This window comes from Paenibacillus sp. FSL K6-1122 (genome assembly GCF_037977015.1).
Classification (GTDB): Bacteria; Bacillota; Bacilli; order Paenibacillales; family Paenibacillaceae; genus Paenibacillus; species Paenibacillus amylolyticus.
In genome coordinates, this window is record NZ_CP150272.1 from 6,765,076 (window position 1) to 6,781,407 (window position 16,332).

At 47.4% G+C, this 16,332-nt stretch carries 14 protein-coding genes and 1 pseudogene; all 15 read right to left on the reverse strand.

Translation table 11 applies throughout. From position 1 onward, the window contains the following. Positions 1-44: 44 nt before the first annotated feature. The 15 genes and pseudogenes from NSQ20_RS30045 to NSQ20_RS30115 all read right to left on the reverse strand — a co-directional run bounded on the left by NSQ20_RS30045 (position 45) and on the right by NSQ20_RS30115 (position 16,300). Positions 45-839: an ATP-binding cassette domain-containing protein gene (locus NSQ20_RS30045; RefSeq protein WP_036606660.1), complete on the reverse strand. Its 795-nt coding sequence runs from the start codon at positions 837-839 to the stop codon at positions 45-47. Positions 840-841: 2 nt separating this feature from the next. Beyond that, positions 842-1,762 (reverse strand): ABC transporter permease, encoded by a 921-nt coding sequence (locus NSQ20_RS30050; RefSeq protein ID WP_036606658.1) that lies wholly within the window; start codon positions 1,760-1,762, stop codon positions 842-844. 133 nt (positions 1,763-1,895) lie between these two features. After that, complete coding sequence (locus NSQ20_RS30055; protein WP_047840843.1) at positions 1,896-2,945, reverse strand: ABC transporter substrate-binding protein; 1,050 nt, start codon at positions 2,943-2,945, stop codon at positions 1,896-1,898. Between the two features lie 322 nt (positions 2,946-3,267). Next, complete coding sequence (locus NSQ20_RS30060) at positions 3,268-3,552, reverse strand: Rpn family recombination-promoting nuclease/putative transposase (RefSeq protein ID WP_245838424.1); 285 nt, start codon at positions 3,550-3,552, stop codon at positions 3,268-3,270. A gap of 160 nt (positions 3,553-3,712) precedes the next feature. Further along, positions 3,713-4,351 (reverse strand): winged helix-turn-helix transcriptional regulator, encoded by a 639-nt coding sequence (locus tag NSQ20_RS30065; RefSeq protein ID WP_036606722.1) that lies wholly within the window; start codon positions 4,349-4,351, stop codon positions 3,713-3,715. Between the two features lie 21 nt (positions 4,352-4,372). Beyond that, the gene (locus NSQ20_RS30070; RefSeq protein ID WP_036606654.1) at positions 4,373-5,260 is read right to left on the reverse strand and encodes a rhodanese-related sulfurtransferase; all 888 of its coding nucleotides are present in this window, start codon (positions 5,258-5,260) and stop codon (positions 4,373-4,375) included. Positions 5,261-5,500: 240 nt separating this feature from the next. After that, on the reverse strand, positions 5,501-6,607 hold the full coding sequence (locus NSQ20_RS30075; protein ID WP_340031419.1) for a hypothetical protein: 1,107 nt from the start codon (positions 6,605-6,607) through the stop codon (positions 5,501-5,503). 60 nt (positions 6,608-6,667) lie between these two features. Next, positions 6,668-8,173: a HAMP domain-containing sensor histidine kinase gene (locus NSQ20_RS30080; protein ID WP_340031421.1), complete on the reverse strand. Its 1,506-nt coding sequence runs from the start codon at positions 8,171-8,173 to the stop codon at positions 6,668-6,670. Beyond that, positions 8,170-8,880 carry a response regulator transcription factor gene (locus tag NSQ20_RS30085; protein ID WP_076320093.1) on the reverse strand — a complete coding sequence of 237 codons (711 nt, stop codon included), beginning with the start codon at positions 8,878-8,880 and terminating at the stop codon, positions 8,170-8,172. Before NSQ20_RS30085 ends, NSQ20_RS30080 begins: the two co-directional genes overlap by 4 nt. A 395-nt stretch (positions 8,881-9,275) precedes the next feature. Next, positions 9,276-10,115, reverse strand: a complete 840-nt coding sequence (locus NSQ20_RS30090; RefSeq protein WP_036606647.1) for an Rpn family recombination-promoting nuclease/putative transposase — start codon at positions 10,113-10,115, stop codon at positions 9,276-9,278. Between the two features lie 85 nt (positions 10,116-10,200). Then, positions 10,201-11,080 (reverse strand): annotated as a pseudogene (locus tag NSQ20_RS30095) (AraC family transcriptional regulator). Positions 11,081-11,333: 253 nt separating this feature from the next. Further along, the gene (locus tag NSQ20_RS30100; RefSeq protein WP_036606645.1) at positions 11,334-12,743 is read right to left on the reverse strand and encodes an MATE family efflux transporter; all 1,410 of its coding nucleotides are present in this window, start codon (positions 12,741-12,743) and stop codon (positions 11,334-11,336) included. A 236-nt stretch (positions 12,744-12,979) separates the two neighbouring features. Next, positions 12,980-13,843 carry a carbohydrate ABC transporter permease gene (locus NSQ20_RS30105; protein WP_340033070.1) on the reverse strand — a complete coding sequence of 288 codons (864 nt, stop codon included), beginning with the start codon at positions 13,841-13,843 and terminating at the stop codon, positions 12,980-12,982. Positions 13,844-14,060: 217 nt separating this feature from the next. Then, positions 14,061-14,942, reverse strand: coding sequence for a sugar ABC transporter permease (locus NSQ20_RS30110; RefSeq protein ID WP_036606643.1), 882 nt, complete (start codon positions 14,940-14,942; stop codon positions 14,061-14,063). A gap of 38 nt (positions 14,943-14,980) precedes the next feature. Beyond that, positions 14,981-16,300, reverse strand: coding sequence for an extracellular solute-binding protein (locus NSQ20_RS30115; RefSeq protein WP_036606641.1), 1,320 nt, complete (start codon positions 16,298-16,300; stop codon positions 14,981-14,983). Between the last annotated feature and the right edge of the window lie 32 nt (positions 16,301-16,332).

The window sequence follows — 16,332 nt, forward strand, 5'->3', positions numbered from 1 at the left end:
ATTACGGTACGTATAGCTGTTCTTCCAACAAGTGTTCCCTTGTCTTAACCCAGCACGACACGATCATCTGCCATTTTTTTGCCGCTAATCCGTTCGAATTCACCAAGCAACTCAGGGACAGTCAACGTACGCTTGCGCTCTTCGCTGACATCCAGAATTATTCGGCCTTTGTCCATCATGATCAGACGGTTACCCAGACGAATGGCCTGCTCCATATTGTGCGTCACCATCAATGTAGTCAGTCTCATCTCACGCACAAGTGTCTCCGTCAGTTCCGTGATCAGTTCGGCACGTGATGGGTCAAGGGCTGCCGTATGCTCATCCAATAGTAAAATTTGCGGCTGGGTAAACGTAGCCATTAACAGGCTAAGTGCCTGGCGCTCCCCGCCAGACAAGAGACCCACTTTTGCATTCGGCCGCTTCTCCAGTCCAATTCCCAGCTTCTCCAGTTGCGTGTTGAAAATCTCCCGTCTGGCACGGGTAACTCCGAAGCCCAGTCCGCGTCCTTTGCCACGTTTGTATGCCATCGCCATATTTTCTTCAATGGACATATGTGGTGCTGTTCCTGCCATTGGGTCCTGAAACACCCGGCCAATCCAGCTGCTACGTTTATGCTCCGGCAGGTTTTTAATGGAGCGGTCATTGATCAGTACATCGCCCATATCCGGCTTCATCACACCCGAGATGATGTTCATCAGCGTAGATTTACCGGCCCCGTTACTACCAATCACCGTCACAAAGTCTCCCGGGTTCATCGTCAGATTCACACCGACTAGCGCGGTCTTCTCATCCGTTGTACCTGGGTTGAACAGCTTGGTTACTTGCGTAATCTCCAGCATGATCACATACCTCCCTTCGCCTGTTGACCCCCGGATCGCATCAACTCTTCCGTTCGTTTGCGAGCCAGACTACGCTGCTTCATGGAGCGTTGCATCGTTGGGAATACAAGAGCAATAATAACGATCACCGCGGTGATCAACTTCAGATCAGATGTATCAAACCATTCAACCTGTAGGGCAAGTGCAACCACAATCCGGTATATAATTGAACCAACGATCGCTGCAAGTGTAGCCCAGAATACCGTTCTTGCTCCAAGAATGGCCTCACCGATAATGACGGAAGCCAGTCCTATAACGATCATACCGATGCCCATCGTGATGTCTGCAAAACCTGATTGCTGTGCAATGAATGCACCGGACAGGGCAACCAATCCATTGGATAAGCTGACCCCTACAATGGTAGTCACATCCGTATTTGCACCAAAGCTGCGAATCATACGTTTGTTATCACCTGTCGCGCGGAGTGCCAGTCCAACATCTGTTTTCATGAACAGATCGAGCATAATTTTAAACACCAGCACGACGATGATAATTAACACCATGACATGCTCACCTGAGAATGGATTATCCATACCCATAATGGATTTATTCGGTGCGCCAAGAATACGCATATTAATGGAGTAGAGCGCGATCATCATCAAAATCCCGGATAATAATCCGTTGATTTTGCCTTTGGTATGAAGCAGACCTGTACAAGCCCCAGCCACCATGCCGCCAGCCATTGCCGCCAAACAGGCTAGCCAAGGAGAGAAGTCATTGGAGATCATAACCGCCGCGATTGCGCCTCCTGTTGTAAAACTTCCGTCTACGGTAAGGTCAGGAAAATCGAGTATGCGGAACGTAATATATACACCAAGTGCCATCAGTGCATATAAAAGCCCCAGCTCGATCGCCCCTTCAATTGAATTCCAGCTTATACTCACACTACTTCCTCCCTGTCTATCGAAAAGAATGAGGCGAACCCGTTGCATGTTCGCCTCGCATCCATACTGCCGGATTACACTCCGGTCAGATTATTGAATCAATCTCATAACTCATTAAATTTATGAATTGATTCTATTGAATAATGTTGTTTTCCTGATCTTTTACTTCCGCTTTCATCTCATCCGTAACCGTGATACCTTGGGCTTCAGCCGCTTTCAGGTTCAGGATCAGATCCAGTTTGTCCGGAACGGTGACTTTCATATCACCAGGTTTTGTACCATTTTTCAGAATGTCCGCAGCCATCTCACCCACCTGATATCCATGGTCATAATATTTGAAGCCAACGGTTGCGAAAGCTCCTTTTTCAACAGTATCCCGATCACTGGAGAAGAACGGAATTTTATTACTGTTTGCCGTTTGGATGATCGTATCAACCGCACTCACGACAGAGTTATCAAGCGTGATGTAGAAAGCGTCTACTTTGCCAACCAGAGAATCCGTAGCCTGTTTTACTTCTGATGTATTCGTAACTGGTGCTTTCACCAGCTTGATATTATGTGTTGCGAGCGCTTTTTCAGCGTTATCTGCCATAACCACCGCATTTGGTTCACCTTCGTTAATGACCAAGCCCACCGTTTTCACATCCGGCAGATTTTTGGCGATAAAGTCAGCCAATTGTACAATAGCCTCCGGATTCGTGTCGGATGCACCTGTAACATTGCCGCCCGGCTTATCCATATCGGTCACCAGTTTGGCACCCAGTGGGTCTGTCACTGCTGCAAACAACAATGGCTTGTCCTTCACTTGTTGAGCCAGCGCCAGCGCAGATGGTGTTGCGATGCCGAGTACGAGGTCATTTTTGGAATCACCCGAGATTTTCTGTGCAATGGACAGGTTGTTCGTCGAATCACCTTGCGCGTTATTGTAATCAATTTTGAGGTTCTTGTTCTCTTCAATGCCCGCTTCCTTCAGGGCTGCGATGAATCCTTCACGTGTAGCATCCAGAGATGGATGTTCAACAATCTGCGAGATGGCAATCTGATATGATTTTTCCTCGCTGCCTCCACCTGTTGTAGTCCCTGATCCTTCGGATTCCGAGCCTGTACCGCTGTTATTTCCGCAACCTGCTGCAACGATCATTGAAGCAACCATCATCAGTGACATCCAAAATTTCTTTTTCATGTGTGAGAACCCCTCTCCATCTTATAAAATGTGGTTACCCTTATCGAGATTCCATTGACACGATAGGGCGGGACAAAACAAACGCTTCAACGCATTGTTGCTTTGATCGACAAAAGCAGACAAATATAGACTTTTCTCATGCGACTGAAGTCCATGACCCGTGTTGGTGTTTTATTGTTCCCCTAATATTAAGGGGCCTCCCGATATCCGTCAATGGTTGAACCGCTTCCAATTTACTTTCATCGTATGGTTGTGATAGAAAACATTACATAACGAAAAAAAAGCAACCCGCAAGTTATGCGAGTTGCCTAGTATATCTAGCTTATTTTTCTTGCTGGATTGCTTTCACTTCAGCAGAGGTTAGTCCCGTCGCTTTGACAATGGTCTCTCGATCAAAACCTAAATTGAGCATATTCATTGCGATTTTCCGCTTGCTCTCAGTTTCACCTTCTTTGATCCCTTCTTCTCGTGCGCCTTCCATCATGGATACTTGATCCCGTAAAAACTTTTGACGTGCTTCATATTGTTGGCGGAACTCTTCATCCTCGCTCAGTTCCTTCAATAGATTCATGGCCTTTTTCAAAGCCGGTTCGGGTTCGTGCATCATTAACGCCTCCCATCTAATATTGAGTTATGTATAAAACATCTGGATGTTATTTCAAATTATATCACGCATCTCACCATAAATATAACGTGTTTACGTTATTTCTATTTAAAAAAAAGAGACTATTTCGACGAATCGAAACAATCTCTTGTGTATAAACCAATTAATTCCCCGACGCTTCGCGAATCTCATACTTGCACCTTTTGCCGCCATCGGCGTAACATTCAGTACGCTCCACCTCAGCTTGAAGTAGCGAGCGGAACAGTTCCAGTTCACAGCGGCAAGCCTGCTTGTAGACACTCGCGACTTGTACAATCGGGCAGTTCATTTCCGTAATGACGTAGGTTCCATCGTCTTCTCTGGACGCATCCGCCATATATCCGTTGGCATTCTGGATTCGAGCGAGTTCCTCCACCCGTCCAGCCAGATCCTGGCCCTCCATCTGTGGCAATCCGCTGCGAAGCAGCTTGTCCCGGCGACTCTCGAACAATGCATCTACCACACCGCTCCCGGCTGAGTCAGACAATTCTTCAAGCAGTTCCAGCGTAAGGGAGGAATATGATTTTGGAAAAAAGCTGTCCCCACGTACCGTCAATTGGTACACCGAGGACGGACGTCCGGCCGTAGCCCGGGCCTCCCGAACCTCAATCCAGCCGTCCTGCTCCAGTGCCGTCAGATGACGGCGAATGGCCATGCCGGTCAGACCCAGATCAGCTGTCATTTCCCTCGCGGTCAATGTACCTTGCTGCTTCAGCATGAACAAAATCCGTTCACGCGTCGTTCGTTCCTCTTCGCGCTTCACGATCAGCACCTGCTCTCCTGCTTATGCGTGTACCGGTGCTGCCTCCCGGCAGGCATCCGAGCAAAAGCGGTTATGCGTCTCTTCGCAATCCTCACAGCTTACATGCTGTAGGTTGCAGGTTGGACAATTAATATATCGGTCATGTGTCGTTCCACAGTGATAACAGCTGGCAATGACAATATCCTCTTCTGTCCGGTTAATCGGTACAGAGATCCGCTCGTCAAACACGTAACACTTACCATCGAACAGATGGCCTTGTACTTCCGGATCTTTACCGTACGTGACAATACCGCCGTCCAATTGAGCCACATCCTGAAATCCTTCATTGATCATGAACCCGGTCAGCTTCTCGCAGCGAATGCCGCCAGTGCAGTAGGTAATAATCGTTTTGTCCTTCATGTCACCCAGGTTCTCGCGGATCCACTCCGGAAACTCACGGAACGACTCCACATCTGGACGGATGGCCCCGCGGAAATGACCAATTTCGTATTCATAATCATTGCGACCATCGATAACGATAACGTCATCACGTTGTAGATGTTCATGGAACTCTTTCGGCGAAAGGCGTTTGCCGCTAGTCACATTTGGGTCAAGTTCATCTTCCACACGGAAGGTTACCAGCTCTGCTTTGTGACGAACAAAGATTTTTTTGAACGCATGCTCCTCGACATCATCAATCTTGAACACCATGTCGCTGAACAGCGGATTAGCCAGCATATCTTTCATGTACTGTTCCGTCTGTTCTGGCGTTCCGGATACCGTACCGTTAATGCCTTCGGATGCGATCAGAATACGGCCTTTCACACCAAGGTCCTTACAGTATTGCAGATGCTCTTGTGTAAACGTCTCGGGGTCTTCAATCTTCACGAACTTATAATATAAAAGCACGCGGTACGCGCTGTTACACATGTATATCACCTGTTCCTATTCCATGTTGTTATTGGCCGGATCATCCGGCAAGACGACTACGTTGCAACCTTACTTCTAAAAAAGAAAATAAACAGCCGCCCGAAACATCGTCTCGAACTGCTGCCTGACATTCGACTTTTATTCCTGCATTCTAGTTTATCGGAAGCGGAACAGCTTAGTCAATATAAATGTATAGAAAGGCATGAAAGATATGGAACATATCTTTCTGCACCATTCACCCTATTCCGAGATCGTAATGACCGAGGTTACAAAGTGATACGATTCATTCTCCAATACCGCCTGTGATAACAGGATTTTATTTCCTTTCGGGCTCCAGGCGAGTGGGTCAGAAGCGTTGTCCATATCGGCCGAGATCTGGAACTGTTCTGCCGACTCCGTGTTGGAGACAAATAGCCCTTTCTCATTATCATTCTCAGAATTGATGGTGTATGCAATCTTGGAATCATCACCCGACCAGCTTGTGCCGAAAATCTGTGTGCCTCTGGCAAGCGTGGCCTTCTCATTGCCTTCCAGATCGGTGAGCACCAGCGCCCGTTTGGTATCCGCTGTTCTTTTCACAATCGCAAGCCTTGTTCCATCATTAGATGGGATGACCCACTCCACACTTTTCAGCACCTGTTTTACTTCACCCGTCTTCGCATCGTATGCATTCAACTGGCCGTCCTCGCCCGTAATATAATAGAGCATATCGCCTGACACCTTGATACTCCGTACATTGAAATTACCTGTTTCCACCAGTATCTTTGTTGTACCGTCCACACTTGCCGAGATCAGATCACCCTTCATATTGGGGAAAACGACATGTTCATTATCCAGCCATGCGCCTTCTTGGATGAATCCATCCTCCTTGCCAGCAGGGGTTGTCTCCCCGTTATGCAGGTTCAGGAAGTAGCCTTTGCCCGTATTTTCCTCCGGCTCGCGGTAGAACAGGTACTGACCATCCGGTGATACCAGCGGTGCACCCAGACTGGCTTCACTTTCTTTGAGCGGCGTGTCTGTGCCTTTCGTCAGATCATACATATATAAATTATGCGGGTATCTTTCCTGGCCTTCAACCGTGACGGGTTTCAAGGACTTGTTCTCTTTGTCGGATACAATCCAGTCGTCACTTAGCCATGCGATCCCGCGCATATTCGGCAATTTATCAATTTTCTCCAGCTTGAAGCTCTGGTACACGGACGTGTTGGTATTATCTTTTACCGTAATATCCGTGCCCGTTTTCCCGCCTTGTGCGTTGCCCCCCGGCTCCGTTGTTCCCCCGCATGCCGCTGTCGTTAACAGGGCAATGGCTCCGAACGTGCCCATAGCTGCTTGTTTCCAATTCATGATGGTCCCCCCTGGTTTCTCTTGCTATAGACCAAGCATATACATCGCATACTTCCAAAGTTATTCAGACTTGTTTCGAACTTGTAAACTTGAATCAGCCAAAGGGAACATGAGCTGGAACGTCACACCTTCCCCATCTTCTGGATCGCCCGACAGCAGGGTGATTGTACCGCCCTGTTTTTCAACAAACTGCTTCACGAGAGATAGCCCCAGTCCGGTTCCGCCGGTTTTTCTGGCTCTGTCTTTGTTCACGGTGTAAAAGGGTTCAAAAATTTTCTCCCGCGCCTCTGCCGGAATCGGCGTACCCGAGTTGTAGATGCGAATGACTGCTTGACGCTCCTGCATCCGTAATTCATTCTTCACCCGGATCACACCATCCGGAACGTTATATTTGATGGCATTATCCAGCATGTTGATGAAAATATGCATAAGACTCTCCCGATCGCTGCGGATCACCGCCGGTTCAAGATCCAGTTCCATGTTCAGCGCAAACTTCTCCGCTTTCCCACGCATCCGGCCACAGGCATCCTTCAGTAGCGCGCTGACCTCTACATCTTCGGCCTGGTTCTCAAAGTCATACTTCTCCAAGGCAGATAAATGTAAGACTTTCTCGACCATCTCGTACAGCCGCTCCGTTTCTTTGCCAATGTTACTCGTGGCATCATCAAGCAGTTGCGGATCATCCTTATACATGTCGAGCAGCTCCACATAAGCTTTGATCGATGTCAGTGGTGTCTTGAATTCATGGCTGATGTTACCGATATATTGTTTCTGCTGCTGTTCCAGCGCTTGAAGTTTCTCAATCGCCAGTTGCAGCTTCTGCTGCTCCGCATGCATGGCTGTGATATTTTGCTGAATGGATGTACTCATATAATAAATGCCCTGCCCCAGCTCCCCCAACTCATCCTTGCGCTTTAAAGGAGACTCCGTAATGTAATTCCCTTCGCGAATGGAATCTGCGGACCTCTTCAGTCGGGTAATCGCAACGGCAAACCGATTGTAGAACAGATAACCTAATATGAAGCTCAGCGCAACAACGACAATGCCCGCCCATATGAACAATTGAAGGATGCGAGTATAGAATTCATGGTAGCTTTGGACCGGATATTGCATCCATACAGCACCCATCTGTCCATCCGGACCGTCCAACGGTGCCGCATAGAGCAAGGTATCCCCTTGTTCATGATAGGCAATTTTATTTTGCAGTGCATAGTTGAGCGTATCCTGAACAATCGCACTCTCCCCAGAGCTGATCGATGAACCGACTTGTTGGCCTTTCATATCATAGAGCGCTATCGGCAATCCGGTAGAGTTGGCCAGTTCCTGTGCAAGCCTGCGGCCGTTTTGTTGTAAAAAAACGTCCTGTTCCAGATGAACGGACTCCGTGTAGTAGGACTGTCGCACATTCAGATTCACCAGCCGTGTCTGCTGTGATAAAATACCTTCAATTTGTGACTGCTGATTGCGTTCAATACCGCGCAGAACCAGTGAACTAAGCACAACCACCGTTAGGATAAGCAATGCTGCCAGAAAAACACTGAACTTCAGCTTGATGCTGACTCTCATATGGCCCCGCCTGTTTCAGGTGCAGATGCTTTGTAGCCAATCCCGTATACGGTCTGTAATTTTTGCTGATCCGTATCTCCAATTTTTTTACGCAAACGCTGGATGTGAATGTCAACGGTCCGTGTCCCACCCGCATACTCCATGCCCCAGACCCGGTCCAGCAGGTCGTCTCGTGTGTACACACGCTCGGGATTGGACATGAGAATGGTCAGCAGGTCGAACTCTTTTGGTGTCAGATCCAACTTCTCCTCATTCACGGTCACCGTGCGGTGAGCAACATGAATACGCAGTGTGCCATTCACGATGGCCTGATTCTTCGAATCGTCAGGTGGTGGACTGCTTTTCTCGACACGGCGCATCAATGCTTTTACCCTTGCGAGCAGTTCACGGATCTCGAATGGTTTGGTCATGTAATCATCGGCGCCCATTTCCAGGCCAACGATTTTGTCCACGATATCATTTTTGACGGTCAGCAAAATAATGCCGATATCCTCGCGGTCCTCCAGCCTGCGGCATACGCCGTATCCATCAAGCCTGGGCATCATCACGTCCAGAATCATGACCTGTGGGTGAAACGATGCGACCTTGACCAAGGCCTCTTCGCCGTCCCTCGCAGTATCTACTTCATATCCTTCGCGCCGCAGCGCGTAAGCAATGGCACTGACAATACTTGATTCGTCATCTACCACGAGCACTTTTTTATTCATGGGATTCATCCTCTACGTTACACGAGATAACTTCAAGTGCAGTACCGTCTTCTGATCGCTGTTATCCCCAGATTTCTTTAATCCCCTTCTTCCAAAGGGGAAATCCGGTGATAAAGGGCGTAGCATATGCTTCCGAAGTAGCTTTCTGACAGAAAGCTTTGAACTTCGTTTCTTCAGACTGGTTCTGCACTCTTCGTTTTCGTGTAAATATTCAGTTCTTTTTATTTATGTTAGCAAGATCTTTGCGATTTAGCTATGGATGAGTTTGCAATTTGTATGAGAAGCTTTCATCCTCTCAGCTTGGACTTGGCTCTACTTTCTTTATACCCCAATGACGACAAAAAGAGCCAACCCGTGATTGGATCAGCCCTTAATCTATAGATTCCCGTTTCATGTTACTGTTTAGGCAATAACTTCTTAATTTCATCTTCAGAGAGTCCAGATGCTTTAACTATAGCAGAGAGATCTACGCCAAGTGTGAGTAACTCACGAGCCATTTCTCTCTTGCCTTCAGCCGCTCCTTCAGCTCGTGCGCCTTCAATCATTGATTTTTCGTCACTCAATGCTTTCATTCGAGCATCGTAGGCCATTCTGGTGGACGCATCCTGACTCAGAAATTCCAGCGTATCCATCGCCTTTTTCAACATCGGTTCATTCATGGCCAGCACCTCCCAGTTTGATGTATCTATTCCTTTAAGGAATAATAACCAATTCACGAGTCCGCCTTTTTCCATCGGAACAGAATACTCATCCAATTTGGTTAGTTCCATCACATGTATTTCGATATCATCCGTCAAACCAATACCTGTATGATCTTCTCGTAAATGAAAAACATTGTGATATCGCTCATTATCCAGACAGGAGTAGTTGAGTATATTAATAGTCACGCATTTTTTGAGTAGACTATAGTTTTCACCCTTTTTTATCTGATGAAAGTACATCTCACTCCAATAAAACAACGTCCTTTTCTCCATGTTATACGGGTTAAACAGCTGCATTTCAATGTTAATTAGTTTGCCTTCTACCGTCTTTGCTTTAATATCCAGAATGGATTGTTTATCCTCTGGACTATCCTTATCTGTATACGTGTTAACCACAGTGATCTCCGTAAGAGGAGATTCGCCGGTCTCTATAAACGTGCTGTTCAGAAAAGCTAACAAAACATCTTTGTTTTGCTCACTTCCAAAAATGCGTTTGAACACAAAATCTACTCGTGGATCGAGTAATTCCGTCACTCAGCATCAGCTCCATTCTCACCAGCATTATATCATAATTCCCATATAGCCTCAGCTTGATAATGGATCTGCACATAAATTGCTTCTACTCCTCAAATGACAGATTCAGCGGCTCGTCCGACATCTCGTACTCTGTCTCCATATGTGTCAGTGGTGTGTTCAGATCAACCTCCTCGAAGCGGAAGCTGTCGACCCACACTTTTCCTTTGCCGTTCAAAATAACCCCGAATGAAATGACCGCGCTGCCCTCCGGCACATCAAGCACAATACTGTACTGATTCCATGGCTGCGTACCCGTGATTGGCCGATCATGCATGTTATCAAATTGAAGTACATCATGCACGTTATTATCCACACGCATCCATAATCCGCAGAACGCATCCACACGCTCGGTCTTCACGAATCCCGATAATTTCATTCGCTTACCCACATACTTGTCCGCTCTGAACTGTTGCATCATTGTTGCAAACTCGTTGGGCTCCATTGGCGTAACGGCCTTCAAATATCCTGATGCTTTTCCCTGATGCACTTCGGCCGGATCAATGCCCATCTCATAATTCTGCGGGTGACTCCCGGTTAACATCCAACCTGTAATTGTTGACGTCTGGTTCATCTGTAATTCTCCTCCTCTGGTTCTTCCTTCGAATAATTTCAGATCGAACAATTTGCGAAAACGTCCTGGTGGCATGCCATATAATTTGCGGAATGCACGGGTGAAGGCTTCTTGACTCTCAAAACCACAAGCCAGAGCGATGTCCAAAATGCCCGCATCCGTCGATCGGAGGGTGGTGGACGCCCAGACTCATCCGACGGTTTCGGATATAATCCACCACGGTCATGCCCACCTCATTACGGAAAATTCGATGGTAGTGATATGGCGACAACAACGCCTCGGATGCCACTTCTTCCAGCCCAATCTGCTCATGCAGATGAGTCTCAATATAGAACAAACTTTGCTGAATCATTGCACGGTAACGGCTCAACTGAGGTAAAGCCCCCTTCCATATCCTTACTATACGTGAATGGTGTAACCGCTGTTTTGATCAATTTTGCTATCTTCACCTCTGCTTACCTCTGCCGGAGATGCAAAAAGAGCCAATCACGGATGGAATCCTATCCGTAATTGACTCTTCTGGGAAACCGCCGTCCTGTGGCTACTCTAGAGCCACTTCATTGATCTACAGCAGGTTCATTTATATCTTTGCACAACATTCTTCGTCAGACAGCCGGTACCGGCTGTGCACCAACCTCTTCGTCATCATGCTCCACCAATTCATGTTTCTCCCAAGCTCTGCTCTTCCAGCGGAAGAACATAATGACCGCGCGGGTCCACTCATCTGCCGCAATGGCAAGCCACACACCCGCGAGCCCCAGATGAAGCTTGAATATGAGCAGGTACCCCAGTGGCAGACTCATGCAGACCATGGAGATCAGCCCCATGTATACCGGGAATTTTGCATCCCCTGCCGCACGCAGGGAACCAATGATTACAATATTGCAGGTACGCCCGGTTTCGAGCAAAAGACTGAGTAGAATCACTTGAGCCCCCAGCTTGATAATTTCCGGATTATCCGTAAATATGCTCATCAGCGGCACACGGAAAAAAATGATGATTACATCAATGATAACCGTGGCAAGAAGGGCCCATTTTACACTGTCAAAAACACGTTTGTACGCATCGTCTTTGCGCCGCGCACCCACAAGCCGACCTACAATGATCGATGTCCCCATACCAATCGCCATGCTGAACAAGTAGATATAGCTGGAGATGTTACCCGCATACTGCTTGGTTGCCATAGCTTCTGCGCCCAGATAGGTCACATACAGCGTGAACACGAGCTGGCAGGAATGATATACCATGGATTCCATCGCAGACGGAATGCCAATCCGCAGAATTTTGCCAATGAATTTCTTAGACAACTTAATGTAGTATTCAAAATCCACCCGTACCTCGCTCACACGATACAACAACCAGAAGAAGATCAGCAGGCAGATAAACCGGCTTCCCACCGTAGAGATTGCTGCCCCTTCCACTCCAAGCTTCGGAAGGCCGAAGTGTCCAAAGATCAATGCATAGTTACCAACAACGTGAATCACGTTCATGAATACAGCGACATACATCGTTTCTTTGGTATAACCATGTGTACGAATCGTCGCAGCCAGCGCATTAATGAGCGCCTGAAGGAAGATACCGCCACCGACTATATTTATATACGAACGGGCAAAATCATAAATTTCGCCTTGAATGTTCAGGAGTGATAACAAATGTCCTCCGAACAGAAGGAAGATTCCGCTCAGGACCAGACCTACGATAAGATTCAGTGTGATCGCATTACCCGTAACTTGTGCTGCTTCACTTAACTTTTTGGATCCGATATATTGTGCGACTACAATCGCAGCACCATGTCCAATGACTTCCAATACAAGGATAGCGATAGAAATAATCTGATTGGCTGCTCCAACGCCGGAGACCGCATTATCGGATACCGAGCTGAGCATGAGCGTATCCACGCTCCCCATCAACATAAATAAGAAGAGTTCCAGGAAAATAGGCCATGTAAGTCGAATCAGATTCAGATCCTTGGCATCAGAACGAAGGGACTCTTTGGTTGAGGATATTGCTGTCATTTTCTCACCTTTCCCATGTGGGCTTTAATTCTTAGGGTATGTTAGCACAGGTGGTTTGAAAATGCAGTAGTTTTGCGAAAATAGTTGAAAGTTTTTTGTAATTCCATAAATAGGTATTTTCACTGCTTTCATAAAGCCCCATTTCCGTAAGCTTATCAGAGGTTTCAGAAGACAAAAAAGGCCCCTCCCAACTCGCTTTTAAGCAAGTAATGGAAGGACCTTGGACCCTCAACCTTTTAACCTTTAACAGAACCCGCAGCAATGCCCTCCACAATTCGATTACTCAAGATGAGAAAAGCAATCAGGATTGGCATAATGCTAATCATCAGCGTTGCACCAATGGCTCCCCAATCCGTTGTGTATTGACCAATAAAGTTCTGTACCCCAACAGTCAGGGTTTTGTACGAATCTGTACTGATGAACGTATTAACAAAGATGAATTCATTCCAGTTATAGATCATGTTAATGATCGCCGTTGTGGAAATGACCGAAGACGTCATTGGCAGCACAATCCGAAAGAAAATCCGATGCACGGAGCAACCATCCATCACTGCGGCTTCTTCCACTTCCCGGGGGAGAGCGTAGTAGAATCCAAGTAGAATCATAATGGTAATTGGCATATTAAAGGCAATATAAGACAGGATGACTGACAAAGGATGATCTGTGAGATGAAGCTTCAGGAACAAGCTGAACAGCGGGATCAACGTGGAGTGTACAGGGATCATCAGACCCACCATGAACAGCCCCAGCACCAGCGAACGACCCTTCCAGCGCATACGTGTAATGGCAAAGGTCACCAGACTGGCGAACAGCACGGTGATCACCACCGAGACCACCGTAATCCATACACTGTTGAAGAAGTACAAGCTGATATTTCCCTCTGTCCATACCTTGACATAGTTTTCCCAACGCGGAGTAGCAGGAAGGGAAAAAGGCGCCATGTCGAATACTTCCTGATTATTTTTAAGCGAGAATAACAGCAGCCATACCAAAGGTAAAATTTGCAGTAAAGCTACCAGGGACAATAGGAAATACAGCAGAATATATCCAAATCTCCTTAACCATGCCGAACCTCGGCTTGTCCCCGGGTAAGTTGACAATCTTACAGCCGTATCCGTCTTCACCGGGATGGACCTCCTTTCATTTCACTAGGGCGTGTCTGGAAACTCCGAAGGTGGCAGATTTTGCCGAATTTTCGTTCCAAGCAAGGAAATTTTCCGCAGGCGTGCCGGGGCACGTCAAGGGAAAGTGACGCAGCAGGGGGCGAAAAGGCGGTAAAAGGATGCACTTCAGCGAGTTTTCAGACACGAACTAGCGTCAGGAATACTGGATCGTATCTTTGGATGCTGTCGCTTTACGAAGCAGCCAGGTAACCAGCAGACAGATCAAGAGCAGGAAGAACCCTACAGCACTGCCGTAACCAAAGTCGAAGCTACGGAACGCCTGACGATACATATAGGAGGCCATCACTTCGCTGGAGCCATTTGGTCCGCCATCGGTCATCACGTAAATGAGGTCAAAATACTTGAGTGAGCCCACCACAGCCAGTACCACAGTCACCTTGATGACTTCTGTAATAAGGGGCAGCTTGATTCGAAAAGCGATCTGCCAAGGACTTGCCCCATCAATCCGGGCTGCTTCCACCAGAGATTCCGGAATATTTTTGAGGGCCGCATAATAGATCAAAATATAGAAGCCTGCATACTGCCATAGAATCGGTACGAACAGTGCATACAGCACCAGTGATGGCTCCGCCAGCCAGGCTGGCGGATTGCTGAAGCCGATCGCTTCCAGAAAGGTGTTCAGCACACCATTGCTGGGATGATAGATCTTCAGCCATAACTGGGCGATCGCGACCGAAGACAGCAGCATCGGGATCAAATATATTTTGCGGAACAGATTGGCCCCCTTGATCTTGCCTGACAGCACCAAAGCGATCATCAGATAACCGATCAGACTCAGCGCAGAGAACAAAGCAAGCAAAAAAGTATGGTTCGCACTCTGCCAGAATGTTCCGTCTTGAAGAAGTCTGGCGTAATTATCCAATCCAATAAAGGTCATTGCACCGATCCCGTCCCATTGCATCAACCCATAATACCCGGTGAGCACGATCGGGATGTAGACCAAGACCAGCAGCAGAAGCAGTGCAGGAAGCACGTACAACGCAGCAACGAGACGGTTGGACATGACTTTGTCCATCACATTATCCTCCCTTCAAGCGTTCAAACGTGTGTACGTCAATTGCCTTTATCAATTGCAGCCTGATGATTCTTCACAAAGTCCTCCGGTGTTACCGCTTTGCCAAACAACGCCTGAATCATGTCCAGATGTGCCTGAGCGGCTGCCGGTTTCATCTGTACGTCTGCAAAGAGTGTAAGGCTGCTGGCCTGATTCAATTCGTTGAGCAGGTCAATGTAAAGCTGTGGTAGCTGTACTGCAGCTGTATCCACTTTGGTTGCCGGGATGACGCCTGCTTCAGTTACCGAACTTTCACCCCATTTTTCCACAAAGTATTGCACAAACTTCTGCGCTTCTTCCTTCACTTTGGAGTTCTGGGCCACGAACAGTCCTACACCTGGACCACCTACCCAGCTGTTAATATCGCTCTTGCCATCTTCCATTGTTGGGAATTTGAAAAATCCGATCTTGTCCTTGAATTCCTGCGGGATGTCCGGGTTGGTCGTAAAGTTTGGCAGTTCCCAGGTACCCATCAGATACATGGCAGCTTTTTCGTTCATGAATTCGGATTTGCCCTCATCGTTAGACAACCCGTTGAAGCCTTTGTTGAAAGCATTCATATCCACCAGTTTTTGTACCTCGGCAGCAGCTTGAGTCAGCGCAGGATCGTCAAACTTGCCAGAGCCATTGATGGCCTTTTCCAGTGCATCTCCACCTAACCGATTCGCCAGATACATATACCAGAGTGAGCCAGTCCAGCGGTCTTTATTGCCCAGTGCGATCGGCACCTCACCGTTCTCTGTCAGTGTCTTCAGCATACTCAGGAATTCATCGTACGTTGCTGGCGGCTGCAAGTTATATTTTGCAAAAATGGCTTTGTTATAATAAATGGGGGAGATATTCAACTCAATTGGTAGCGCATATGTTTTACCGTCTATCGCATAAGCTTCTGTTGTTCCGGCTATGAATTTCTCGCCCAGAGAGTCACTCAGCAGATCATCGACCGGTGCGAACAGGTTCCCCTTCACATAAGGCTCCAGAAATCCGGCAGCCCAAGTTACACCAACATCGGGAAGTTCATTGGATGCCGACAGAATTTTCAATTTGTTCTTATATTGTTCATTCTCCAGCACTTCCTGCTTAATGGTTACATTCGGATGATCCGTCTGATACTGCTTGATGATATCGTTGACCAGTTTGTTTTGCTGTGCGGAACTGCCTGCTGGCCAGAGGTGCATGAATTTGAGGGTTACTTTCCCATCTGTGCCGTTGCTGCCTGTTTCACCCTCTTCATCCGAACTTGAACTGTTACATCCGGATAAAATTACGGCGAGAACCAGCGTCCATGACAGAAGAATGGCCATCGTCTTTTTGCTCATTATTCCAACCCCCTTGGTTTTTTCGGTTAATG

What these genes read in the sequence shown, in the direction of transcription:
- NSQ20_RS30070 (WP_036606654.1), bottom strand. Translation starts at nt 5,260, where the DNA reads ATGTGTAACAGCGCGTACCGCGTGCTTTTATATTATAAGTTCGTGAAG.
- NSQ20_RS30115 (WP_036606641.1), bottom strand. Translation starts at nt 16,300, where the DNA reads ATGAGCAAAAAGACGATGGCCATTCTTCTGTCATGGACGCTGGTTCTC.
- NSQ20_RS30075 (WP_340031419.1), bottom strand. Translation starts at nt 6,607, where the DNA reads ATGAATTGGAAACAAGCAGCTATGGGCACGTTCGGAGCCATTGCCCTG.
- NSQ20_RS30055 (WP_047840843.1), bottom strand. Translation starts at nt 2,945, where the DNA reads ATGAAAAAGAAATTTTGGATGTCACTGATGATGGTTGCTTCAATGATC.
- NSQ20_RS30080 (WP_340031421.1), bottom strand. Translation starts at nt 8,173, where the DNA reads ATGAGAGTCAGCATCAAGCTGAAGTTCAGTGTTTTTCTGGCAGCATTG.
- NSQ20_RS30085 (WP_076320093.1), bottom strand. Translation starts at nt 8,880, where the DNA reads ATGAATAAAAAAGTGCTCGTGGTAGATGACGAATCAAGTATTGTCAGT.
- NSQ20_RS30100 (WP_036606645.1), bottom strand. Translation starts at nt 12,743, where the DNA reads ATGACAGCAATATCCTCAACCAAAGAGTCCCTTCGTTCTGATGCCAAG.
- NSQ20_RS30060 (WP_245838424.1), bottom strand. Translation starts at nt 3,552, where the DNA reads ATGATGCACGAACCCGAACCGGCTTTGAAAAAGGCCATGAATCTATTG.
- NSQ20_RS30045 (WP_036606660.1), bottom strand. Translation starts at nt 839, where the DNA reads ATGCTGGAGATTACGCAAGTAACCAAGCTGTTCAACCCAGGTACAACG.
- NSQ20_RS30110 (WP_036606643.1), bottom strand. Translation starts at nt 14,942, where the DNA reads ATGGACAAAGTCATGTCCAACCGTCTCGTTGCTGCGTTGTACGTGCTT.